The organism is Aeromonas sp. s2 (genome assembly GCF_040907935.1).
GTDB classification, from domain to species: Bacteria; Pseudomonadota; Gammaproteobacteria; order Enterobacterales; family Aeromonadaceae; genus Aeromonas; species Aeromonas dhakensis.
Genome location: NZ_JBFOCR010000016.1, coordinates 154927 through 176574 on the forward strand (window position 1 = coordinate 154927; position 21648 = coordinate 176574).

Sequence of the window (21648 nt, forward strand, 5' to 3'; positions counted from 1 at the left end):
GTTACGCATCATTGAGCACCCCGCGGCGGATCTGATCCAGCTCGATGGATTCGAACAGTGCCTGGAAGTTGCCCTCGCCAAAGCCTTCATTGCCCTTGCGCTGGATGATCTCGAAGAACACCGGGCCGATCACTGTATCGGTGAAGATCTGCAGCAGGATGCCATCCTTGGTGGGGGAGCCGTCGATCAGGATGCGCAGCTCTTTGAGCGCCGCCAGATCCTCCTGATGCCCCTCGACCCGGCTGTCCACCTTCTCGTAGTAGGTGTCCGGGGTCGGCATAAAGCCGGTGCCACGGCCGCGCAGGGTACGGATGGTGTGGTAGATGTCGCTCGACGCCATGGCGATGTGCTGGATCCCCTCCCCCTTGTACTGACGCAGGTACTCTTCAATCTGGGACTTGTCGTCGGAGGATTCGTTGATGGGAATGCGAATCTTGCCGCAAGGGGCGGTCATGGCGCGGGAATGGAGCCCGGTCAGCTTGCCCTCGATGTCGAAGTAGCGGATTTCGCGAAAGTTGCCGATCCGCTCGTAGAAATTGGACCAGACATCCATGTTGCCGCGCTGCACGTTGTGGGTCAGGTGGTCAATCTCATACAGCCCTGCATCCACCTCGGCCATGCGCGCCTGCCAGTCGGGATAGAAGACGAAATCCACATCATAGATGGAGCCCTTGTCGCCGTAGCGGTCGACAAAAGAGAGGGTGCTCTCGCCGATGCCGTAGATGGCGGGGATGTTGAGCTCCATGGGGCCAATCTTGCCGACGAACGGCTTGGCGCCCTTGGCGATGGCGTACTGCTGGGCCTTGCCGGCATCGCTCACCCGAAACGCCATGCCGCAGACACTCGGCCCGTGCAGGCTGGCAAACTGCTCGGCCTGGGAGTGGGGCTCGGCATTGACCACGAAGTTGATGTCCCCCTGACGATAGAGCCAGCACTGCTTGTGCTTGTGCTTGGCCACCTCGGCAAAGCCCAGTGAGACGAACAGCGCCTTGAGGGCGGCAATGCCCTTGGCATCGGGCGCCGTGTACTCGACGAATTCGAAACCATCGGTACCGAGCGGGTTGATGGTGTGAGTACGGGCAGAAGAAGTGGTCGTCATGATGCGCTCCTTGCGATTGACTGATAACGAAACGGGTCACACCGGGGCGCTGCGGGCAGCTGCCCCGGCGTTGTTAACAACTTGTTTCATTAGAGGCAGGGGCGTAGCGGAAGAAAAGAGGCGGCGTTCAGATAGTTTGGCGGGGGGCGGCGCTAAAAGATGTAAATAGATTGTGACATTTAAGCCGCAGCCTTGTGGCACGCTCGGTGGCGACCCACAAGGCTGTCAGTTTTGCCTTACAGGGACCAGTATCTGGGCTCGATGCGGGGCAGTGACTGCCGCGCTCGTTGCAGCCGCGCCGGGGTGGGGTTGATGAGCCAGGCCGCCTGCCCCTCTGCCAGCAGTGGCAAGTCGTGCAGGCTGTCGCTCAGGGCCAGGGTGGCGCTGAGGGCCTGGATCCCGGGCAGGATCTTGTGGCGGCCGTGACAGTAAAAACGTGGCATCAGGCCGCCGAGGCGATAGTGCATCCGCGAGCCCAGAATACGATGGGGCAGCTGGCCGGGCAGCTGCTGATGGAGCTGACCCCGCACCAGGGCGCGGGGGCTGGCGGAGAGCACCCAGCAGCGCTGCCCTTCGGCCAGCAGCAGGGCGCGCGCCTCCTGAAACAGCCCAGGTCTCGTGCGGCAATAGGCCCGCACCAGGCGGCGCCACCCTAGCGGCGAGAGCCCGAGGGTGATGGCCCACCAGATCAGTGAAATGCCGCGCCGACGCTGGCTTGGCAGCAGATAGACCAGCCCCCCCAGCGCCATCACAGGCCACAGCAGCAGCGGCCAGATGCGGCGACGCAGGATGAAGCGCAGCAGCCCGGCATGGCTGTCATCCGGCGCCAGGGTGTCGTCAAAATCCGCCAGGATCCAGCCGCTGGCGGGCAGATCCGAGGCCCCTTGCATGGCAGCCCCCTTCATTCGGCCAACCCCGCGATGGCGGCGTGCAGCTCAGGCAGCACAAACAGCGCGCCTTCGTCGGGCGGACAGACAAAGTCGAACGCCTCCCCCGCCAGGGTGAAGGCGAGGCGCCAGGCGTGCAGATAGCCGCGATCGGCCGCCGTGCCGCCGTAGCGCTCATCCCCGAGGATCGGCGCCCCCACGCTCTTCAAGGCCACCCGGATCTGGTGGGTCTTGCCGGTCTGAGGCTTGATGCGATAAAGGCGCAACCCCTCGCGCACCGAGACCGAGTCGAACCAGCTGATGGCGGGGTTGTCGAGTGTGCGGGCCAGCATCCAGCTGCCCCCCCGCCCCTTCTGCATGTCCCCCTTCACCCAGCCCTGCTTCTTCTTCGGCTTGCGATCGGAGAGGGCCAGATACTGCTTGCTCACCTCCCGCGCGGCAAAGGCCATGCTGAGGGCCCGGTTGGCCTCGGTGGTGCGCGCCAGCAGCACCAGCCCGGAGGTCATCTTGTCGAGCCGATGCACCGGATAGAGCAGCAGACCCGTGTCAGCCTTGACCCGGCTGACCAGACCAGGATGGAGCAGGCCGGACTCGTCGGTCTCGTCGTGCATGCCGAGCCCGGGTCCCTTGTTGATAACCATGAAATCTTTGTGCTGCGCTAGTATCCGGTACATCAATAACCCTTTAGAATGTTTTTAATTACAAGAAGATGACCCTGCGGGGTCGCACCCCATGAACACTCAGAACAAGACTCGCACGGATGAAGAGATGCTTGCTTTGGCTGCTGCTGATCGGTATCAGCCATGCTGTTCCCCTGCGGGCCAGCGAATCCCCCCTTGAAGCCCCGGAGCGGGTGGTGCTCCAGTTGCGCTGGCTGCACCAGCCCCAGTTCGTTGGCTATCACATGGCCAAGGCCAAGGGCTTCTATGCCAGTGCCGGGCTGGACGTCGAGATACGGCCCGGCGGCAAGGGCATCAGCCCGGTAGAAGAGGTGCTGAGCGGACGAGCCGACTTCGGGGTCGGCAACACAGAGGTGCTGACCAGCTATGCCAACGGCAAGCCGCTGCTGGCGCTCGCCAGCGTCTATCAGCACTCCCCGTCCATCTTTCTGGCCCGCCGTGACAGCGGCATTCTCACCGTTGACGACATGCGTGGCAAACGGATCATGATGTTTTCGGCCCATCAGGACGCCGAACTGCTGGCCACCCTCTTCTATCAGGGGCTGAGCGAGCGTCAGCTCATCCCGCTGCCCACCTCGGTCAACATCGAGGATCTCATCCAGGGCCGGGTCGACATCTTCAACGCCTACCTCAGCAACGAGCCCTTCTATCTGGAGGAGCGCGGCATCCCCGTCTCCGTCATCAATCCGCGCAACTACGGCATCGATTTCTACAGCGACATCCTGTTCACCACCCAGGCCCAGGAGCACGCCCATCCGGATCGGGTGGCCCGCTTTCGGGCCGCCAGCCTGGCCGGCTGGCGCTACGCCCTGGCCCACCCGCAGGAGGCCATCGCCCTGCTGCGCAAGGAGTATGGCGTCAACCGCAGTCAGGCCCACATGGAGTACGAGCTGCAGGTGAGCAAGGAGATGATCCAGCCGCTCTATGTGGAGATCGGGTATATGAATCCGGACCGCATGGCCCATATCATGCAGCAGCTGGTGGAGATCGGGTTGGTGTCAAAGCCGGTCTCCTTGAGCGACTTTCTCTATCAGGCCCCCTCCGAGCAGTGGATCTTCTGGCGCCCCTGGTTCCTGCTGAGCCTGGCAGCCAGCGTGCTGATCCTGCTGCTGGCCCTCTATCTATTGATGTGCAACCAGCGGCTCAACCGCGAAATTGCCCTGCGCCGTCAGCGGGAAGAGGAGATCTGGCAGTTGGCCCGCCGCGACCCCCTCACCAACCTGCCCAACCGGCTGAGCCTGATGGAGCGGCTCGATGCCCAGGTCAAGGGGCCGGCGCCAGGCTGCCTGCTGTTTTGCGATCTCAACGATTTCAAGCAGGTCAACGACAACTTCGGCCACAGCCACGGCGACGCCCTCCTCTGCCAGCTGGCGGAGCGGATCAGCCGCAGCCTCGGGCCGCAGCACTTCTTCGCCAGGCTGGCCGGCGACGAGTTCGTGTTGCTGTTGCCGGGCCATGATCAGGCGCAGGCCGACGCCATCGCCGAGCAGATCAGGGCCACCATGCAACCGCCATTCGAGGTGGAGGGAGTCCCGCTGTCGGTCGGTATCAGCGTCGGCATCAGCCAGTACCAGCCGGGCTGGCGTCCCGAGCAGTGGTTGATCCAGGCCGACCGCGCCATGTACCACGACAAGGGAAACCCGCTGAGCCAGGCCACTGCCTGATCGACACGCCTGACAGAACAAGGCCACCCGTGGGTGGCCTTGTTCTCTTGTTGATGACAGGCGCCGGCTAGCCGAAGGTCTGCCCCAGGGATTTGAGCTGTCTGGCCTTGGTCAGCAGGATCTCGCTCGACTCGTCCACGTCCTGCATCTTGTTGCTGTTGGCGTGGGAGTGCTGGGAGATGAGGTTGACGTTCTGGCTGATGTCCTCCACCACCGCCTGTTGCTGCTCCGCCGCCGCCGAGATCTGGGCCGAGAAGTCCATCACCAGCTCGATCTCCGCCAGCACCTGATGCAGGCTGTCCGACCCCATCCGGGTCATCTCCACGCAGGCCTGGGTCTGTTGCAGGTTGTTCTGCATCATCCCCTTCCAGCCGTTCAGGGTGCGCTGGATCTGGCCGATGCTGCCCTGGATCTGTTCGGTCGCCTTGTGGGTGCGGGTAGACAGGGTGCGCACCTCGTCCGCCACCACTGCAAAGCCGCGCCCCTGCTCGCCAGCCCGGGCCGCCTCGATGGCGGCATTGAGCGCCAGCAGGTTGGTCTGATCGGCGATGCCCTGGATCTCCCCCATCAGCACCCCGATGCGATCCGACTCGCTGGCCAGCGCCACCGCCGAGGCAAAGGCGTGCTCCGCCTCCTTCGCCAGATCGGTGATCTTGTGCTCGGTCTCGATCAACTGCTGATCCGTGTGCTGGCAGTGAGCCTTGGCCTCGGCGATCTGGCTGTTGGTGTCCTGGATGTTGCGGGCAATCTCCTGCGCCGTGCTCGCCATCTCAGTGATGGCGGTCGCCATCTGCTGGGTCTGGGCATCCTGCTCGGCAATGTCCGAGCTCGCCTCGCTGGAGGCGCTCTTCAGATGTACCGCCAGATCCTGCAACGAGTGCGTGGCGTCGTCCACCCGGCCAAGCACGGTGCGAATGCGGGCCTGCAGCAGCTTGATGTGAAAGTCGGCGATGGCGCTCGGCTCCTGCCCCGAGTAGATGAGGCGGGTCAGGCTGTCATACTCGCCGGCCAGTTGCTGCAAGTAACGGGGGGTGGTGATGAGCTCGTGACGATAGAGCAACCCCAGCAAGATCAGCGGCAGCGCCATGTAAAGCGCGGCCCAGCCGCCCAGTTCTACTGTGCCGAGCCAACCCAGTGTCAGCAGCCCGGCCACCGCCACCCCGTGGCGCAGCCGCGCCAGTGAAATCCTGGGCCTGCCGCCTCCCTGCTCGGCCGCCCGCAGCCGCGCATAGGTGCGAGCGGCGATCTGCTTCATTTGAGGATCGGCGCGGCAGCGCACCGACTGGTAGCCGCTGATCTTGCCCTGCTCGAAGATAGGGGTGACATAGGCATCCACCCAGTAGTAGCGACCATCCTGGCAGCGGTTCTTCACCATGCCGCGCCATGGCTGGCCCTGCTTGAGCTTGCCCCACAGGTCGGCAAATGCCGCCTTGGGCATGTCGGGGTGGCGCACCATGTTGTGGTGCTGCCCCACCAGCTCGGCCCGGCTGTAACCGGCGACCCGGCAGAAGTTGTCATTGGCGTAGGTGATCACGCCCCGCAGATCCGTGGTGGACACCAGCTGTTCATCGGCGGCGAAATCCACTTCCTGATCAACTAGATGAGCTCTTTGTTCGCGCATGCAGCCCCCTCTACTGTTTTATTGCTCAGTAGAGTGTTGGGAAGCAATCCACGCCTGTAAAGGCGGAATCAAAAAGAAACAGGCCGGCTGCGCGCAATCCGGCCTGATAGGGAATGAACTTTGATTTACATCAAGTTTTTTTGCCCGCGTTCACACTTACTGCAGGTTGAGATGGCTGGCGATGGCCTTGAACAGCACAGGGTAGTCATCCTCGAAATGGTGGGCACCTGGCAGGGTCACAGTAGTCACGTTGGGCTGCTGCAAGTGGGGGCAGAGCCGCACCGGCGAGTCGTCATCCGCCCCCTGCACGCAGAGCATCGGCAAGGTGTGGATGGCGTTGACCTCGGGCTGGGTGGGATAACTGCCTGCCTTGTCGCGGGTCACCATGTCGCTGACGTGGATTTCGAAATCGGAGGCGGTCGAAGGGGAGAGCATCACGGCCCCGACCAGGCTCTTGCGGAAGGGTTCGGGCAGCCGGTTGATGACGAAGGGCACGATTTCCGCCCCGAAGGAGAAGCCCACCAGCAGCCAGCGCTGGCGCCCCCAGCGGGACTGGTAATCATCCAGGATCCGCACCAGATCGGCGGTGACCTGCTCTGGATCCTTCTTCTTCCAGTAGTAGGTGAGCGAGCTCCAGCCCACCACCGGCATGCCGTGCTGCTGCAACTGGGCGCTGAGCCCCTTGTCCAGCGCGGCCCAGCCACCATCACCGCTCAGAAACACCACCATGGGGGCACTCGAGGCTTGCGCCACCGGCAGCTCCACCAGCCCCAGATCTTCTTTCACCGGCGCGGCCGAGAGCGAGAAGGCGCAGCACGCCAGCAGCAATAACAGGATCCTCATGAACGACTCCTACTTTTTGATGAGCCCGAACGGGCCTCGGCTGATCAGGGAGATCAGGTTGGTCAGCACCCGCGGCAACACCAGCTTGCTGGCGCAGAGCAGGTAGCGCGGCTCCCAGTCCGGCGAGAACTTCTCCTTGTAGCGCCTGAGCCCCTGAAAATTGTAGAAACGGCTGCCCCGGGTGAAGATGGTGTTGCCAAGCTTGGTCCAGTAACCGCTCAGGGGGTGATCGTTGAAGCCGGACATGGGCGCCATGCCGAGGTTGAAGCTGGCGTAGCCCTCGCCCTTGCCCCACAGCAGAAGCTCGACGAACAGGAAATCCATGATGGGGGCCGTGCCCGTGTCCAGGCTGTAGCGCATCAGGTCGATGGAGAGGCTCGCCTTGTTGTCGCTGACCCAGAGGTTGGCAAAGCCGACAATCTGCCCCTCGTGCCACACCAGGGCGGCCGGACTCAAGCTGAGGTAGGCCGGCTCGAAACTGCCCACCGAGAAGCCCTTCTCCTTGCCCTGCTTGCTCTGCAGCCAGGTGTCCGACACCTCCTTGAGGCGGGGCAGCAGCGCAGGCACGCACTCCGGCGCCACCACCTCGAACGACAACCCCTCCCGCTTGCCCTTGGCATGGCTCTGGCGCAGGTTGCGCAGCCGGCTGCCGGCCAGCTCGAAGGCTGCCAGATCGACGATGGCCTCCTCCCCCAGCTTGAACGGGATCAGCCCCAGCTCCAGATAGAGCGGCAGGTAGCGGGCCGACACCTGGTAGAACACCGGGCTGGCATCGTGCTGATCGCACAGCTCGCGAAACTGCCAGAGCAGCTCCTCGATAAGCTCAGGCTGACCGATGGGATCCCCCATCACGATCCAGCCATTGCCCTCGACGCCGTACATCAGAAACGCCTCGCCGCCGGGATGAAACAGCAGCGACTTGTCGCCAAGCTGGGCCAGGTAACCGTGACCGCCCCCCTCGCGCAGCACCAGGGCATGGGCGCGGGCCAGCTCGTCCGGCTCCGGCTTGCGCCCGGAGACCCGCAGCGGCGCCAGCAGCTGGGCTACTCCCACCACCGCCAGTACCGCCACCACGCTGCCCATGGCCCGCAGCCCGCGGGAGGCGGCGCCATGGGGCGAGAAGTGGAACCAGAGGGCGTGGTCATACTCCACCTGGCGATAGGAGAAGAGCAGCAGCCAGAGCGCCCCCAGCAGCACGGCCCCCACCGAGATGAGCCAGCCCGGGGTGAACTGGGCGTGCAGCAGGGAGCCCTTGCGATAGAACAGCGAGCGGCAGGGGGTGATGATGAGCAGGAACAGCCCGAGCAGCAGGGCCGACTCCCAGTCAAACCCCTTGAGCAGGGAGAAGATCATCCCCAGCCCCAACAGCAGCTGGGTGATGCGAAACGCCGCATCGTGGCGCCGGTAGAGGCTGCGAGCCAGCAGGATCAGCAGCACGCCGCTGACGCTGCCCAGCACATGGGAGAGCTCCAGCAGGTGCAGCGGCAATACCTGCAGGAACATCTCGATGCGCCCGCGCATGGTGGGGATCATCCCGGAGCAGAGCAGCAGGCTGCCCGCCGCGAACGCTCCCAGGCTGATCAGCGCCGGCAAAAACTCGCGCACCGCGCTCATGATGCCCTGCAGCCGACTCCAGCGCGCCTTCTGCTGCAACAGCTCCTGGCTGGTGAACAGCAGCAGGGCGCACAGGAAAGGCAGCACATAGTAGATGCAGCGATAGAGCAGCAGGGAGGCCAAGAGCTTGTCCACCGGCAGGTACTTGGCCAGCAGCAGGCTCATGCTCGCCTCGAACACCCCGATCCCGCCGGGCACATGGGCCAGCACCCCGAGGAAGCTGGCCAGCACGAAGGCACTGAGCAGCACCGGATAGGAGACGCTGTCTGCCGGCAGCAGCACATAGAGCACGGCGGCGGCGGCCATCCAGTCCAGCAGCGCCACCAGCAGTTGCAGCAACCGGGTTCTGAATACCGGCAGCACCAGCTCGTGGCCGCGCCAGACCAGCACGGGCTTGGGCCAGAACAGGTAACCAAGCACCGCCAAGAGCGCCAGCCCCCCCGCCAGGTTGAGCAGTTGATCAGCCCACAGCGGCCAGTCCGGCAACAGGGTGGTGGCCTGCCCCACCAGCAGGGCCGAGCCCCCCCAGGCCAGCAGGCCGAGGAAGAAGGTCACCGAGCAGAAGAGGATGATCCTGGCCACCTCCCCGGTGTTGAGCCCGAGGGCCGAGTAGATGCGATAGCGCACCGACGAGCCGGTCAGCAGGGCGAAACCCAGGGTATTGGAGAAGGTGTAGGCGATAAACGAGGTGACTCCCACCTGCTGCCAGGGCAGCCGCTTGCCGAGGGCGTGCACCGCCAGCATGTCGTAGCAGCAGAGACAGCCATAGCTGAGCAGGGTCAGCAGCAGGGCACCGCCCAACAGCGGCAGCGGCAAAGACCAGATGGCCAGCCGGATGTCGTGCCAGTGCCAGAGGTGGGTCAAACGATAGAGGACGACCAGCGCCGCCCCCAACAACAACAAGCTACATAACGGGCCTAACCAGATAAACAGATGACGCCGCATTGCCAATCCCTACCGACGCGGCTCATGGCTGCCTGCGTCATGTTGCTGAACATTGCACCGATGGCGGGCAGTGCCCCTGGCACGTACTCGCCCCTTGCTCTTTGATTGCTGTGTGATGCGCCATGACGGACGAGCCGGGAAGGTGAGCGTGACGACCTGTTCCTCCGGCAAACCAGCGCGCCCCAGCATGGCATCCCACTTTATATCGACTCTTTTGTAAAAGACGAGTCTCGCCGCGAAAATAAATTACTCAGCCCTGGTCGGATTAATTCCCCGGCGACGCAGACCCACATCCCACCATCGCTCTGAACAATTAACAAGCAGAAATATCATACACCAGATAAAGGGAGCCGCCCGCCCCATCTGGTCGGTGCGGCAAGTCGCTCAAAGGATAATCATACTGGCGCACCAAAATAAAAAGGGGAGCCTGGCTCCCCTTTCTCTCGCTATGGCGTTATTGCACGCTGCGACACTGGCTGAAGATATCCAGTGGCTGTTCATACACGGCCGTATTCACATCCCAGATCCCCAGCATGGAGGAGAACAGGTAGTCGTGAGAATAACGGGTATTGGCCGCCTTCTGCTGCAAACAGTCGAGGTTCATCCCCTTCTCTTTGGCAAAACCCGATGACATCCACACCTGCATGGGGACCCGGGTCTGATCATCCGGCGCAAATTTATAAGGGGTGCCATGCAGATAAAGTCCCAATGCCCCCAGTGACTCACCGTGGTCGGAAATATAGATCAGCGCCGTATTGTATTTGTCCTCGTACTTTTTCAAGCGCTCGATCATGCTGGCAATCACATAGTCGGTATAGCGAATGGTGTTGTCGTAGGTGTTCTCCAGCTCCTGATCGGTGCAGTTCTCGATGTCGCTGCGCTGGCAATCCGGCAGGAAGTGGCGGTGCGAGCCCGGATAACGCTTGTAATAGGTTGGCCCATGGCTGCCGATGAGGTGGAAGCCCACCAGCTTGTCCCCCTTCATGCCCGCCAGTTCGTCATCCAGCCCCTCCAGCACCACCTCGTCATAACAGGTGTTCTTGTCGCAGAACTTGGGGTGATCCTTGGGGTTGACCACCATGTTGGGCACCCGATCGCACACCCCCTTGCAGCCACCGTCGTTCTCCTTCCAGAAGATGGAGACGCCGCTCTTTTGCAGCACGTCCAGCAGCCCTTCGCTGTTGCGGGCCTGGTTGCCGTCGAACTGGTTGCGCCCCATGTTGGAGAACATGCAGGGCACCGAGACCGCGGTCGCCGTGCCGCAGGAGCGCACGTCGTTGAAGGAGATGATCCCCGCCTGCTTGCTGGTGAAGGGGTTGGTCTCCTTGTGATAGCCGTTCATGGAGAAGTTCTTGCCGCGCGCCGTCTCCCCCACCACCAGGAACATCATGGTTGGCTTGTCCGCACCGGCCACCCGCCTGGCGTCGTCGCCCAGGCGCTGGAACGGCACCGGCTCTGTCAGATAGCGTTTCTGCAGATACCTGGCGGTGCTGTACATGTAGTTGGCCGGCACTATCTCCCGGTTCAGGGTCTGGTTGTTGCGCCCGACCGAGGCGTAGTCCTGGTAGTAGGCCGCGGCGATGAGCCCCAGCACCACGAGGGAGGCCAGCATGGAGAGCCCGCGCTGCAGCAGCCCCTGATACCATCTGGCCGGATACTCTATCTTGACGAAGAACAGCAGCACCGCCGGCAGCACCCCGGCCAGCAATACCCAGATCACGATGGGCACGCTCAGATAGGAGTGCGCCTCGCTCTGGTTGGTCTCAAAGATGTTCTGGATCATGTCGCCATCAAACAGCACCTTGTATTTCATCATGGTGTAGCTGGCAATGGCACCCGTAATAAACAGAAAGGCAAAGAAAGGCTTGATGAAATAACGCGCAGAAAATGGCATGAAGACAAAGTTCAATGCTGCAACCAGCACGATGGGAATAGAGATGGCAAACCCGATTTTAAAATGTTCAAGCTGCGTCAATATTTCATAAAAATGCAGCAATACTGGCCAGTTGAGCAAGAAGGCAAAGATGAATGCCAGCAAAAACACAAATGGAACAATTCTTATTCTAAGAAAAGAAGGCATGTATATCTCCCTGTTACACTTCTTTATTACACCTTGAAATACCCGTTCCGGAGTCGACACGCCGATATTTGGCGCCGGATAGTAACAGTGTGTTGAAAACGCCAAATACGATATTTTCAGACATTTTCAATAATGTGATGCATATCAACAATCACAACAAACCGACAGCCTAACCGGCAAAACTTAAGGAAGAATTAAGCAATCCGTGTTATGTGGTCGCTCAAAAAACCGGCACACTGTCATATTGAATGACAACACCCTCCCATCGGCACGTCGTTACCACCATTTTTCAGGTCCCTCTCCCGCTCTTAAGTTTCGCTTAAGAGTGCTCGGCGACGCTCTCTCCTGACGAGTCCTCGTCATACGACAGATACGAGAGAGGGTTAACATGCACGACAACAGCAAGGCAGCGATCAGCAAGGTACCAGAGATCACCCTGGCGTTCTGGGTCATCAAGATCCTGGCGACCACCCTGGGGGAGACAGGGGGGGACGCCGTTTCCATGTCGATGGAACTCGGTTATCTGGTGAGCACAGGCATCTTTGCCGTGATCTTCTTCGTCTCGGTCAGCGCGCAGATCGCAACGACCTCCTACAACCCCCTCCTTTACTGGACCACCATCATCGCCACCACCACGGTCGGCACCACACTGGCGGATTTTGCCGATCGCTCGCTCGGGCTGGGCTATGCCGGCGGCTCCACCCTGCTGCTGGCCTTGCTGATGGGCTCCTTCCTGCTCTGGTATCGGCTGCAGGGCAGCATCTCCACCGGCAGCATCACCACGCCGCGCACCGAGCTGTTCTACTGGGTGACCATCATGTTCTCCCAGACCCTGGGCACCGCACTGGGCGACTGGACCGCAGACGAGGCCGGCTTTGGCTATGCGGGCAGCACCCTGCTGTTTGGCGGCATGCTGGCCGCCATCGTTGCCGCCTACTACCTGACCCGGCTATCGCGCACCCTGCTGTTCTGGGCCGCCTTCATCCTGACCAGGCCCCTTGGCGCCGTGGTGGGGGATTTTCTGGACAAGCCACTCAGCAAGGGCGGGCTTGAACTGAGCCGTTACTCCGCCTCCTTTGCACTGCTGGCCGCCATAGCCACCCTGGTGCTCATCTCGACCCTGCGCAACCGGCAACCGGTTCGGGCCGAACTCGACATCGAGCAATGATGCCGTGACCGCAGGCAACCGCCTGCGCTCACGCTGGCAGACATGACCAGCCAGCCCGGCAGCCTTGTGGCGGCCGGGCTGGCTATGCTCTGGGTGAATCGATGCAAGGCAGGAGAACCCCATGACCACGACAAGCCGCCCCCCCGCTCCCCAACCCGCCGGCCGGATCCCGGGTGGCGTCTGGGTGCTGGGGTTTGTCAGCCTGCTGATGGACATCTCTTCTGAAATGATCCACAGCCTGTTACCCCTCTTCATGGTGACCGTGCTTGGCAGCAGTGCCCTCACCATCGGCCTCATCGAAGGGATGGCGGAAGCCACCGCCCTGATGGTCAAGGTCTTCTCCGGCACCCTGAGCGACTATCTGGGACGTCGCAAGGGGTTGGCCCTGCTGGGCTACGGGCTGGGAGCGCTGACCAAGCCGCTGTTTGCAATCGCCACCGGCAGCGGACTGATCCTGACCGCCCGCCTGCTGGACAGAGTTGGCAAGGGCATCCGTGGCGCCCCCCGCGATGCACTGGTGGCCGACCTCACTCCGCCGGAGCTGCGCGGCGCTGCCTTCGGCCTGCGCCAGTCTCTCGACACGGTCGGCGCCCTGCTGGGGCCGCTGCTGGCAGTGGGGCTGATGCTGCTCTGGCACGATGACTTTCGCGCCATCTTCTGGCTGGCGGTGGTGCCTGGGCTGGCCTCGGTCACTCTGCTCGCCATCGGCCTGCGTGAACCCAAAGCGGCTGGCCACCACGCCCGCAGCAACCCCCTGCGGCGCGACAACCTGCGCCGGCTGGGTAAACCCTATCGCTGGGTGGTGCTCATCGGCGCCCTGTTTACCCTGGCCCGTTTCAGCGAAGCCTTTCTGGTGCTGCGCGCCCAGCAAAGCGGCATGGCGCTCGCCCTGGTGCCGCTGGTCATGGTGGCAATGAACCTGGTCTATGCCCTCGGCGCCTATCCGTTCGGCCGCCTCTCGGATCACATGAGTCACCGCACCCTGCTGGTCTGGGGGTTGCTGGTGCTGGTGGCCGCCGATCTGGTGCTGGCGGCCAGCCCCCACTGGGGGTCATTGCTGTTGGGGGTGATGTTGTGGGGCATTCATCTGGGGATGACCCAGGGTCTGCTGGCCGCCATGGTGGCCGCCAGCGCGCCCGCGAAACTGCGCGGCAGCGCGTTCGGCTTCTTCAATCTGGTCTGCGGCCTCGCCATGTTGCTGGCCAGCCTGCTGGCCGGGCTGCTGTGGGACACTCTGGGCGCCGCCTGCACCTTCTACGCCGGCGCCGCCTGCTGCCTGCTCACCCTGCTGGTGCTCGGCAGATACAAGCAGCCCGACGTCGGCAGCCAGCCATGAGCAGCGCATCCCGCTTGCAACAGACAGCAAAAAGCCCCGGCAACCAGGTTGCCGGGGCTTTTCTGAAGATGGCGGAGGAGGTGGGATTTGAACCCACGGATGGTCGCCCATCGCCGGTTTTCAAGACCGGTGCATTCAGCCGCTCTGCCACCCCTCCGAACGGCGTGCATACTACGTCAGCCCCTTGTTCATATGCAATACATATTTGATTTGGAATAGTAGGGGGCAACAGGCTGGGGTGGGGCTTGAAATCAGCGCTCGTCATCCCGACATTCAGTGCATACAATGCGTTAACGAGGCGGCGTTGCCGTCTCACCCCGGAAATCAAGAGGACACCCAAGATGGATACCCGTTCTATCTATACCGGCACCCAGAGTGCCGCGCGCGATACCAACAAGGTACTGCGCAACACCTACATGCTGCTCTCCCTCACTCTTGGCTTCTCTGCCGTGGTGGCCGGGGTCGCCACCGTGATGAACATGCCGCCCCTGCACTGGGCCATCTTCCTCATCGGCGTCTACGGTCTGATGTTCCTGACCGAGAAGAATCGTGACAACGGCATGGGGCTGGTGTTCACCTTCGCCCTGACCGGCCTGCTGGGCTATAGCCTGGGCCCCATCATCAACATGTACATGAACAACGGCGGCGGCGAGATCGTGATGACCGCGCTCGGCGGCACCGCGCTCACCTTCTTCGGTCTGTCGGCCTATGCCCTGACCACCAAGCGTGACCTCTCCTTCATCGGCGGCATGCTGTTCGTCGGTTTCTGGGTGCTGCTGGTGGCCATGATCGCCAATATCTTCCTGCAGATGAGCGCCCTGAGCCTGGCCCTCTCCGCCATGTTCATGCTGTTCTCCTCCGGTGCCATCCTGCTGACTACCCAGCAGATCGTACGCGGCGGCGAGACCAACTACATCTCCGCCACCGTCACCCTGTACGTCTCCATCTACAACATCTTCCTGAGTTTGCTGAGCCTGCTTGGCGGCAACCGCAACTAATCAAACACCCCGCTTCGGCGGGGTTTTTATTGGCGCCTGTTTCTGTCAGGATAAGTTGCAAATCAAGGATATGAAGCGAAGTGGCCCTGATCCAAATCAGGGCCGTTTCGTTGTTGACCGGTTATGCTCTCGCTTTCGTTTCGCTCAAGGGTTGCGCTCTCCCATGCCCACGGATTTCTCTGGCCTGCTGCGCCGGCTGCTGACTGACAGTCATATCTATTTTGCCCTCAAGGTGCTGCTGGCCATCATGGGGCTGCTCGCCTTCACCCTGGCGACCGGCGACATCCAGCTCACCGTGCTGCTCTCCCTCGGGGTGGTGGCCGGCGCCATCGCCGAGACCGACGACAGCCTGTGGGGCCGGGTCAAGAACCTCGCCATGACCCTGCTCTGCTTCCTGTTCGCCTCCCTCTGCGTGCAGTACCTCTTCCCCACCCCCTGGCTGTTTGCCATCGGGCTGGCGGGCTCCACCTTCATCTTCGTGATGGTGGGGGCGCTCGGTCAGCGTTACGCCACCATCAGCTTCGGCTCCCTGCTGATTGCCATCTACACCATGCTGGGGGCCGCCAAGGCGCCGGATCTCTTCTATCAGCCGCTGGCCCTCGGCGCCGGGGCTCTCTGGTATGGCCTGGTGTCGCTGGTCTGGCTCTGGCTGCTGCCCTACAAGACCCTGCACGAGCAGCTGGCCCAGAGTTACTTTGCCCTCTCCCGCTATCTGCTGGAAAAATCCCGCTTCTTTCCGGCCAACGAGCACGGCGCCCAGGCCATTCGCCACAACCTAGCCCAGCTCAACATCAATCTGGTCAATGCCCTGACGCTCACCAAGTCGGCCCTCAACGCCCGCCTCAGCACCCGTCACCGGGCCTCCCCCGAGCTGGCGAGCCTGCTGCGCCTCTACCTGCTGGCGCTGGAGATCCACGAGCGGGCCACCTCCAGCCACTACCCCTACAGCAAGCTGGAAGCCGAACTCAAGCAGGGCATCGTGCTGGACGGCTTCCAGGAGGTGTTCTTGCAGCTCTCAGAGGCGTGCCAGCGGCTCGGCTACGCCATCCTGGTGCACAAGCCCTATGCCCACAACAAGCGCATCCACTGGACGCTGGAGGCCCTCGGTGATCAGTTGGAGTTCACTCACCTCAAGCAGCACTACCCGAAAACCCTGCTGACGCCGATGAAGTTTCTGCGCCGCAACCTGGCCAGCATCAACCAGCTGCTGCAAAGCGCCGAGGAGCTGCAAAACCCCGAGCAGGCCCCGCAGAGCCTGCCGCCCCTGGCCAGGCCCGCCCGCCTGCCACTGCTGATCCAGCTCAAGCAGCACCTGACCCCCAACTCCATGGTGTTTCGCCATGCCCTGCGGCTGTCGCTCGGGTTGGTGGTGGGCTACGGCATTCTGCAGGCCTTCCAACTGGACAAGGGCTACTGGATCCTGCTGACCGTGCTATTCGTCTGCCAACCCAGCTACAGCGCCACCCGCCGCCGGCTGGTGCAGCGCATGCTCGGCACCTTCGCCGGCCTGCTGGTGGGGATCCCGGTACTCTGGCTCTTCCCGGAACTGCACGTGCAGCTGGTGGTGATGGGGCTGGCCGCCTTCCTGTTTTTCACCCAGGTGCGCAGCAACTACAGCGCCGCAGTCTGCTTCATCACCCTCTACGTGCTGATGGCGTTCAACCTGCTGGACGGCATCGGCTTCGCCATTCTGGGACCGCGCATGCTCGATACCCTGCTCGGCTGCCTGCTCTCCTACGCCCTGGTGGCCTGGCTCTGGCCGGACTGGCAGTACAAACGGCTGCCGACCCTTATCGCCAATTCGCTGTCGGCCAACGCCCGCTACCTCTCGGCAGTGCTCGCCAGCCTGCAGCAGCAGCGGGATGAGTCACTCGACTACCGGGTGGCGCGCAAGAGCGCCCATCTGGCGGACAGCGAGCTGGCCATGGCTTGGCAGAGCATGCTGGTGGAGCCGCAAAAGCGCCGCCGTTTCCTCGACCTCTGCTTTACCCTCACCTGGCGCAACCATGCCCTGCTCTCCTACATCTCGGCGCTGGGCGCCCATCGCGACAAGCTGGAGGCCATCGGTGAGCTGGACGAGATCAGCCGCCACCTGAGCCACACCCTGGAGCGGGCCGCGGGCCATCTGGCGGGAGAGATGCCGGAGCAGATCGAGGGGCAGTGCCCTGTCATCACCCCGGACAGCAGCGAGGAGCAGCTGATGCTGACCCAGCAGCTCAATCTCATCAGCCAGCTGGCGGACGAATTGCTCGCCCTGGCCAACGAGAGCCGGTTGCTCACCCGGGAACAAGGCGCTACCATGCCCGCCCAATCCTGACAGGCCACAAGGAGCCCACCATGTCCGAGCACCACCAGCTGGAATTCAACGGCCAACTCATCGAAACCGATGCCAAGGGTTATCTGCTCAACAGCAACGACTGGAGCGAGGCGCTGGCACTGGTACTGGCCGAGCAGGAAGGCATAGTACTGGAGGAGCCGCACTGGGAAGTGGTGCGCTTCGTGCGCGCCTTCTATCTGGAGTTCAACACCTCCCCCGCCATTCGCGCCCTGGTCAAGGCGATGGAGAAGCAGTACGGCCCCGAGAAGGGCAACAGCCGCTACCTCTACAAGCTGTTCCCGGAAGGCCCCGCCAAGCAGGCCACCAAGATTGGCGGCCTGCCCAAACCGGTGAAATGCATCTAAAAAAATACCGCGCCCATCCAGAATGAAGCGTGGTATTTTTTTATCTTGTGGTCCCTCTTAGGGGTTGTAAGCCACCACGGAACCACTCAGGCCGGTCATCTGGCCGATGCGGCTCTGCATGCCCTGCAGCTTGGTCTTGGAGACATCCGGTCCGATGAAGACCCGGTTGAGCTGACCCTGCACCGGCGTGCGTGGCGAGGTGTGAGCCGAGTAGCCCGCCGCCCGCAGCTTGCCCACCAGCGCGTTGACGCTGTCGACGTTCTTGAAGGCGCCGAGTTGCAGGATCCAGCTGCCCTGGGCCGGGGCCGTCGCTGCCGGGGCTGCGGTCGTGGTCGCTTGCCCCATCTTGCTGGCGATGAGATCGTCCATCGACCTGATCTGGCCCGCCTGCGGCTTGCTCTCCACCGGTTTTTGCACCTCTACCGGCTTGGGCGGCACCACTTTGGGCTTGGGCTGCTCCACCGGTTTCTTGGCGATCACTTCAGGCTTGGGTTGGGGCTTGACCGCCGGCGGTGTAACGGGCTGGGTCACCGGCTTGGCGGCCGGCTGCTGCACCTGCGGCTGGCCCTGCTTGGCCCCCAGGGTGACCGGCTCGGGCACCTCTTCCACCTGCCACTGTTCGGCAGCCGACGCCTGCTGCTGGCTGGCCAGATGTTCCGCCGGCAGGGTGCTGGCGGCCGATACCTGCAAGGCGGGCTTGGCGGGTTCCAGCTCGGGGCGCAGCGGGATCTTGGCAAACGCCTCTTCCTTCTGCTCCAGCTTGTGGCCGTCCATCAGATCCGGCAGAAAAATGACTACCAGGGCCACCAGGATGACGGTCCCCACCAGACGGTTTTGAAACTTAGAGGCCAAGTTGAATCCTACCTTTACGTAACTCAATATGCGATCTGGCTCCCCGCCAAAGGGCCGGGGAGCCGGGGTGTGGCCTAGACGGCGACACCCGCCAGAATGTCGGCGACAGTGTAAAACGAACCAAACACAATGACCATATCATCAGGACTCGATGCGGCCAACGCGGCAGCATAGGCCTGCCCCACATCGTCAAAGGGGGTCGCCGGCCCCCGCTCGCAGCCAAGGGCCGCCGCCAACTGGGCCGCGCTCGCCGCCCGCGGGCCGCTCAGGCTAGCCAGATACCACTCGCCGATGAGGCCATCGAGCTCGGCAAGCGACCCCGCCATGTCCTTGTCCTTGAGCATGCCGACCACGGCGCGGCGCACGCCGCTGCAGGGCAGCTTGCGCAACTGGGCTGCCAGATAGGCTGCCGAATGGGGGTTGTGGGCCACATCGACGATGACCAGCGGCGCGCTTTGCAGTTGCTGCATCCGGCCAGCCAGCCTGGCGTTGGCCAACCCGTCACGGATGGCGGACTCCGGCAACGGCAGACCGAGGGACTCCAGCGCCGCCAGCACGGTGACCGCGTTCATCAGCGGCAGGGCCGGCTTGGGCAGGTCGTGCCACTGATGAAGGCCGTGATAATCCCAGCCGGTTTCGTGCTCATCGCCACGAAAATCGATGCCAACCTGACGCAGGCAGGCGCCGAGGCGGGCCGCCTCGCTGGCGATGGTGACGGGCGGGTTGGGCTCACCGCTGATGGCGGGTTTGCCGGCGCGATACACTCCCGCCTTCTCCACCGCCACCGCCTCGCGGGTATCCCCCAGCCAGTCGCAGTGATCGAGCGCAATGGAGGTGATCATGGCCACATCGGATTCCACCACATTGGTGGCATCGAGCCGGCCGCCCAACCCCACTTCCAGCAAGAGCACATCCGGCGCGGCGCGCCGGAACAGCCACAAACCGGCCAGGGTGGCGAACTCGAAGAAGGTAAGGGCTATCTCGCCGCGGGCCGCTTCCACCTCGGCAAAGGCGGTGCAGTGATCGCGGTCGGCCAGCTCGGCCCCGTTGATCCGCACCCGTTCGGTGAAGCGCAGCAGATGGGGAGAGGAGTAGACGCCGACCTTGTGACCGGCTTCCATCAGTATGCTGGCCGCCATGGCGCAGCTGGAACCCTTGCCGTTGGTGCCTGCCACCGTGATCACCTTGAACGGCAGTTGGGTAAGATTCATGCGGCGGGCGACGGCGCCGACCCGATCCAGTCCCATGTCGATGTTGACCGGGTGGATCTGCTCCAAATAAGAAAGCCAGTCGACCAGCGACCGGCTTTGGGATTGTTGCATGTTGGAACTCATCTTCACTCTTCGATGACGTGAGTATTCAGCATTTTGGCGAGCAGGCTGGCCAGACGGTTGCGCATGTCGCGGCGGTCGATGATGAGATCGATGGCACCCTTCTCCAGCAGGAACTCGGAGCGCTGGAAGCCTTCCGGCAGCTTCTCGCGCACGGTCTGCTCGATGACGCGGGGACCGGCAAAGCCGATCAGCGCCTTGGGCTCGCCCACGTTGATGTCACCCAGCATGGCCAGACTGGCGGAGACGCCGCCCATGGTGGGGTCGGTCAGCACCGAGATATAAGGCAGGCCGGCTTTGGAGAGTCGGTCCAGCGCCGCACTGGTCTTGGCCATCTGCATCAGGGAGAACAGCGCCTCCTGCATGCGGGCACCACCCGAGGTGGAGAAACAGACCAGACCGCGCCCTTCCTTGATGCTCTCCTCGACGGCGCGCACGAAGCGGGCGCCCACCACGGAGGACATGGAGCCACCGATGAAGGAGAACTCGAACGAACAGGCGACGACCGGCACCCCCTTGAGGGTCCCCTTCATCACCACCAGCGCATCTTTCTCGCCCGTATCCTTCTGGGCGGCTGACAAACGATCCTTGTAGCGCTTGGAATCCTTGAATTTCAGTACATCCTGCGGCTCCAGCTCGGCACCGACTTCGGTGCGGCCCTGCTCGTCGAGAAAGCTCTCGAGGCGGGCACGGGCGCTGATGCGCATATGATGATCACACTTGGGGCACACTTCGAGATTGCGCTCCAACTCTGCCCGGTAGAGCACCTGTTCACAAGCACTGCACTTGGTCCACACCCCTTCCGGAATGTTGTGGCGACGCGGGGCAGTGATCTTGCTCTTGGGAAGGATCTTCTCAAGCCAGCTCATGGAATTCCTTAATGCTTTTGTGCCTGACAAAACGCATCGAGCCTAGATTGTTCAATGACTTAATAGCTCGATGGCAATAAATGACGGATCATTAAACCACAAATTTTCGGGCCCAGTTACTAAAAACTGGTCGTACCCGGTGCCGAGTCCGGCAGCCACAACGGACCGAGCGGCACCCGCGGCAAGCCCAGTTCCAGCGGGTAATCCACGTCCACCAGATAGAGTCCCCCCGCCTTGGCGGTGGGGCCTGCCAGGTTGCGATCCCGGGCCGCCAGCACCTCGGCCACCCACTCCACCGGTTTGAGCCCCTGCCCCACCAGCAGCAGGGAGCCGGTGATGTTGCGCACCATGTGATGCAGGAAGGCGTTGGCCCGGATATCCAGCACGATATAGGGGCCCTGGCGGCTGACGCACAGGTGGGTCACATTGCGCCACGGGGTCTTGGACTGACAGCCGACGGCCCGAAACGAGCTGAAGTCCTGCTCACCCAGGAGGCACTGACCTGCCTGGTGCATCAGCGTCGCGTCGATCGCTTCGTGGTAGTGGCTGACGCCGCTGCCGAGGATGGCCGGCCGGTAGTTGTGGTTGTAGATGACGTAGCGGTAGCGACGGGCGGTGGCGCTGAAGCGGGCATGGAACCCCTCGTCCACCTCCTTGACCCAGCGCACGGCGATATCCGGCGGCAGGTTGGAGTTGAGCCCCAGGGTCCAGGCCCCTTCGGCACGGTTCGCATCGGTATCGAAGTGGATGACCTGGCCGGTGGCGTGGACGCCGGCATCGGTGCGTCCTGCACACTGGATGGAGACGGGGTGATTGGCGATCCGGCTGAGGGCCTTCTCCAGCTCCTCCTGTACGCTGATCACTTCGCGCTGACGCTGCCAACCGAAATACCGGCTGCCGTCGTATTCAATACCTAGGGCAATTCGCATGGATAAACTTGTCTTCTGATGAAAGGATGCGGTGAAAGAAACGGGGCGGA

17 protein-coding genes and 1 tRNA gene are annotated in these 21648 nt (G+C 62.7%); 6 read left to right on the forward strand and 12 right to left on the reverse strand.

Annotated features, from left to right (window positions below; translation table 11 throughout):
- Window position 1: 1 nt before the first annotated feature.
- The 3 genes from hppD to AB5Y81_RS14065 form a co-directional block, all read right to left on the reverse strand.
- Window positions 2-1099 carry a 4-hydroxyphenylpyruvate dioxygenase gene (hppD, locus tag AB5Y81_RS14055; RefSeq protein ID WP_005302356.1) on the reverse strand — a complete coding sequence of 366 codons (1098 nt, stop codon included), beginning with the start codon at window positions 1097-1099 and terminating at the stop codon, window positions 2-4.
- Between the two features lie 236 nt (window positions 1100-1335).
- The gene (locus tag AB5Y81_RS14060) at window positions 1336-2004 is read right to left on the reverse strand and encodes an HAD family hydrolase (RefSeq protein WP_279484172.1); all 669 of its coding nucleotides are present in this window, start codon (window positions 2002-2004) and stop codon (window positions 1336-1338) included.
- The gene (locus AB5Y81_RS14065; RefSeq protein ID WP_099359131.1) at window positions 2001-2660 is read right to left on the reverse strand and encodes a TIGR01621 family pseudouridine synthase; all 660 of its coding nucleotides are present in this window, start codon (window positions 2658-2660) and stop codon (window positions 2001-2003) included. Before AB5Y81_RS14065 ends, AB5Y81_RS14060 begins: the two co-directional genes overlap by 4 nt.
- Window positions 2661-2746: 86 nt before the next feature.
- Here AB5Y81_RS14065 and AB5Y81_RS14070 point away from each other — a divergent pair, with 86 nt between their 5' ends.
- Window positions 2747-4330, forward strand: coding sequence for an ABC transporter substrate-binding protein (locus tag AB5Y81_RS14070; RefSeq protein ID WP_368146702.1), 1584 nt, complete (start codon window positions 2747-2749; stop codon window positions 4328-4330).
- 67 nt (window positions 4331-4397) lie between these two features.
- Here the strand turns inward: AB5Y81_RS14070 and AB5Y81_RS14075 are convergent, their stop codons facing one another.
- The 4 genes from AB5Y81_RS14075 to AB5Y81_RS14090 all read right to left on the reverse strand — a co-directional run bounded on the left by AB5Y81_RS14075 (window position 4398) and on the right by AB5Y81_RS14090 (window position 11433).
- Window positions 4398-5951 carry a PAS domain-containing methyl-accepting chemotaxis protein gene (locus AB5Y81_RS14075; protein ID WP_139752684.1) on the reverse strand — a complete coding sequence of 518 codons (1554 nt, stop codon included), beginning with the start codon at window positions 5949-5951 and terminating at the stop codon, window positions 4398-4400.
- Between the two features lie 156 nt (window positions 5952-6107).
- Window positions 6108-6794 (reverse strand): AcvB/VirJ family lysyl-phosphatidylglycerol hydrolase, encoded by a 687-nt coding sequence (locus AB5Y81_RS14080; RefSeq protein WP_123246412.1) that lies wholly within the window; start codon window positions 6792-6794, stop codon window positions 6108-6110.
- Window positions 6795-6803: 9 nt separating this feature from the next.
- Window positions 6804-9353: a bifunctional lysylphosphatidylglycerol flippase/synthetase MprF gene (gene mprF / locus AB5Y81_RS14085; RefSeq protein WP_024941090.1), complete on the reverse strand. Its 2550-nt coding sequence runs from the start codon at window positions 9351-9353 to the stop codon at window positions 6804-6806.
- Window positions 9354-9807: 454 nt separating this feature from the next.
- Window positions 9808-11433, reverse strand: a complete 1626-nt coding sequence (locus tag AB5Y81_RS14090; RefSeq protein WP_279484170.1) for an MCR-3-related phosphoethanolamine--lipid A transferase — start codon at window positions 11431-11433, stop codon at window positions 9808-9810.
- A gap of 388 nt (window positions 11434-11821) precedes the next feature.
- Between AB5Y81_RS14090 and AB5Y81_RS14095 the strand changes: the two genes are divergently transcribed.
- Both AB5Y81_RS14095 and AB5Y81_RS14100 read left to right on the forward strand, forming a co-directional pair.
- On the forward strand, window positions 11822-12601 hold the full coding sequence (locus AB5Y81_RS14095) for a hypothetical protein (RefSeq protein WP_279484169.1): 780 nt from the start codon (window positions 11822-11824) through the stop codon (window positions 12599-12601).
- Window positions 12602-12722: 121 nt separating this feature from the next.
- Window positions 12723-13937, forward strand: coding sequence for an MFS transporter (locus AB5Y81_RS14100; RefSeq protein WP_279484168.1), 1215 nt, complete (start codon window positions 12723-12725; stop codon window positions 13935-13937).
- Between the two features lie 69 nt (window positions 13938-14006).
- On the opposite strand, the gene AB5Y81_RS14105 is transcribed toward AB5Y81_RS14100, so the two are convergent.
- A tRNA-Ser gene (locus AB5Y81_RS14105) sits at window positions 14007-14094 on the reverse strand.
- A gap of 184 nt (window positions 14095-14278) precedes the next feature.
- On the opposite strand from AB5Y81_RS14105, the gene AB5Y81_RS14110 reads away from it, so the two are divergent.
- The 3 genes from AB5Y81_RS14110 (at window position 14279) to AB5Y81_RS14120 (ending at window position 17617) form a co-directional block, all read left to right on the forward strand.
- Window positions 14279-14935, forward strand: a complete 657-nt coding sequence (locus AB5Y81_RS14110) for a Bax inhibitor-1/YccA family protein (RefSeq protein ID WP_010633601.1) — start codon at window positions 14279-14281, stop codon at window positions 14933-14935.
- Window positions 14936-15098: 163 nt separating this feature from the next.
- Window positions 15099-17252: a YccS family putative transporter gene (yccS, locus tag AB5Y81_RS14115; protein WP_279484167.1), complete on the forward strand. Its 2154-nt coding sequence runs from the start codon at window positions 15099-15101 to the stop codon at window positions 17250-17252.
- Window positions 17253-17272: 20 nt separating this feature from the next.
- Window positions 17273-17617, forward strand: a complete 345-nt coding sequence (locus AB5Y81_RS14120; protein ID WP_011706490.1) for a TusE/DsrC/DsvC family sulfur relay protein — start codon at window positions 17273-17275, stop codon at window positions 17615-17617.
- A 57-nt stretch (window positions 17618-17674) separates the two neighbouring features.
- Here AB5Y81_RS14120 and dedD read toward each other — a convergent pair whose 3' ends face one another.
- The 4 genes from dedD to truA all read right to left on the reverse strand — a co-directional run bounded on the left by dedD (window position 17675) and on the right by truA (window position 21598).
- On the reverse strand, window positions 17675-18469 hold the full coding sequence (dedD, locus tag AB5Y81_RS14125) for a cell division protein DedD (protein WP_017783038.1): 795 nt from the start codon (window positions 18467-18469) through the stop codon (window positions 17675-17677).
- A 74-nt stretch (window positions 18470-18543) separates the two neighbouring features.
- Window positions 18544-19803, reverse strand: coding sequence for a bifunctional tetrahydrofolate synthase/dihydrofolate synthase (gene folC / locus AB5Y81_RS14130; protein WP_195879774.1), 1260 nt, complete (start codon window positions 19801-19803; stop codon window positions 18544-18546).
- 2 nt (window positions 19804-19805) lie between these two features.
- Window positions 19806-20669: an acetyl-CoA carboxylase, carboxyltransferase subunit beta gene (accD, locus tag AB5Y81_RS14135; protein ID WP_005302503.1), complete on the reverse strand. Its 864-nt coding sequence runs from the start codon at window positions 20667-20669 to the stop codon at window positions 19806-19808.
- A 119-nt stretch (window positions 20670-20788) separates the two neighbouring features.
- Window positions 20789-21598 carry a tRNA pseudouridine(38-40) synthase TruA gene (truA, locus tag AB5Y81_RS14140; RefSeq protein WP_029305766.1) on the reverse strand — a complete coding sequence of 270 codons (810 nt, stop codon included), beginning with the start codon at window positions 21596-21598 and terminating at the stop codon, window positions 20789-20791.
- Between the last annotated feature and the right edge of the window lie 50 nt (window positions 21599-21648).

Excerpts from the sequence above, each read along its gene's own strand:
- AB5Y81_RS14065 (WP_099359131.1), bottom strand. The coding sequence starts at position 2,660 with ATGTACCGGATACTAGCGCAGCACAAAGATTTCATGGTTATCAACAAG.
- AB5Y81_RS14110 (WP_010633601.1), top strand. The coding sequence starts at position 14,279 with ATGGATACCCGTTCTATCTATACCGGCACCCAGAGTGCCGCGCGCGAT.
- yccS (WP_279484167.1), top strand. The coding sequence starts at position 15,099 with ATGCCCACGGATTTCTCTGGCCTGCTGCGCCGGCTGCTGACTGACAGT.
- AB5Y81_RS14075 (WP_139752684.1), bottom strand. The coding sequence starts at position 5,951 with ATGCGCGAACAAAGAGCTCATCTAGTTGATCAGGAAGTGGATTTCGCC.
- mprF (WP_024941090.1), bottom strand. The coding sequence starts at position 9,353 with ATGCGGCGTCATCTGTTTATCTGGTTAGGCCCGTTATGTAGCTTGTTG.
- truA (WP_029305766.1), bottom strand. The coding sequence starts at position 21,598 with ATGCGAATTGCCCTAGGTATTGAATACGACGGCAGCCGGTATTTCGGT.
- AB5Y81_RS14070 (WP_368146702.1), top strand. The coding sequence starts at position 2,747 with ATGAAGAGATGCTTGCTTTGGCTGCTGCTGATCGGTATCAGCCATGCT.
- accD (WP_005302503.1), bottom strand. The coding sequence starts at position 20,669 with ATGAGCTGGCTTGAGAAGATCCTTCCCAAGAGCAAGATCACTGCCCCG.
- folC (WP_195879774.1), bottom strand. The coding sequence starts at position 19,803 with ATGAGTTCCAACATGCAACAATCCCAAAGCCGGTCGCTGGTCGACTGG.
- AB5Y81_RS14100 (WP_279484168.1), top strand. The coding sequence starts at position 12,723 with ATGACCACGACAAGCCGCCCCCCCGCTCCCCAACCCGCCGGCCGGATC.
- AB5Y81_RS14095 (WP_279484169.1), top strand. The coding sequence starts at position 11,822 with ATGCACGACAACAGCAAGGCAGCGATCAGCAAGGTACCAGAGATCACC.
- hppD (WP_005302356.1), bottom strand. The coding sequence starts at position 1,099 with ATGACGACCACTTCTTCTGCCCGTACTCACACCATCAACCCGCTCGGT.
- AB5Y81_RS14080 (WP_123246412.1), bottom strand. The coding sequence starts at position 6,794 with ATGAGGATCCTGTTATTGCTGCTGGCGTGCTGCGCCTTCTCGCTCTCG.
- AB5Y81_RS14120 (WP_011706490.1), top strand. The coding sequence starts at position 17,273 with ATGTCCGAGCACCACCAGCTGGAATTCAACGGCCAACTCATCGAAACC.
- AB5Y81_RS14060 (WP_279484172.1), bottom strand. The coding sequence starts at position 2,004 with ATGAAGGGGGCTGCCATGCAAGGGGCCTCGGATCTGCCCGCCAGCGGC.
- AB5Y81_RS14090 (WP_279484170.1), bottom strand. The coding sequence starts at position 11,433 with ATGCCTTCTTTTCTTAGAATAAGAATTGTTCCATTTGTGTTTTTGCTG.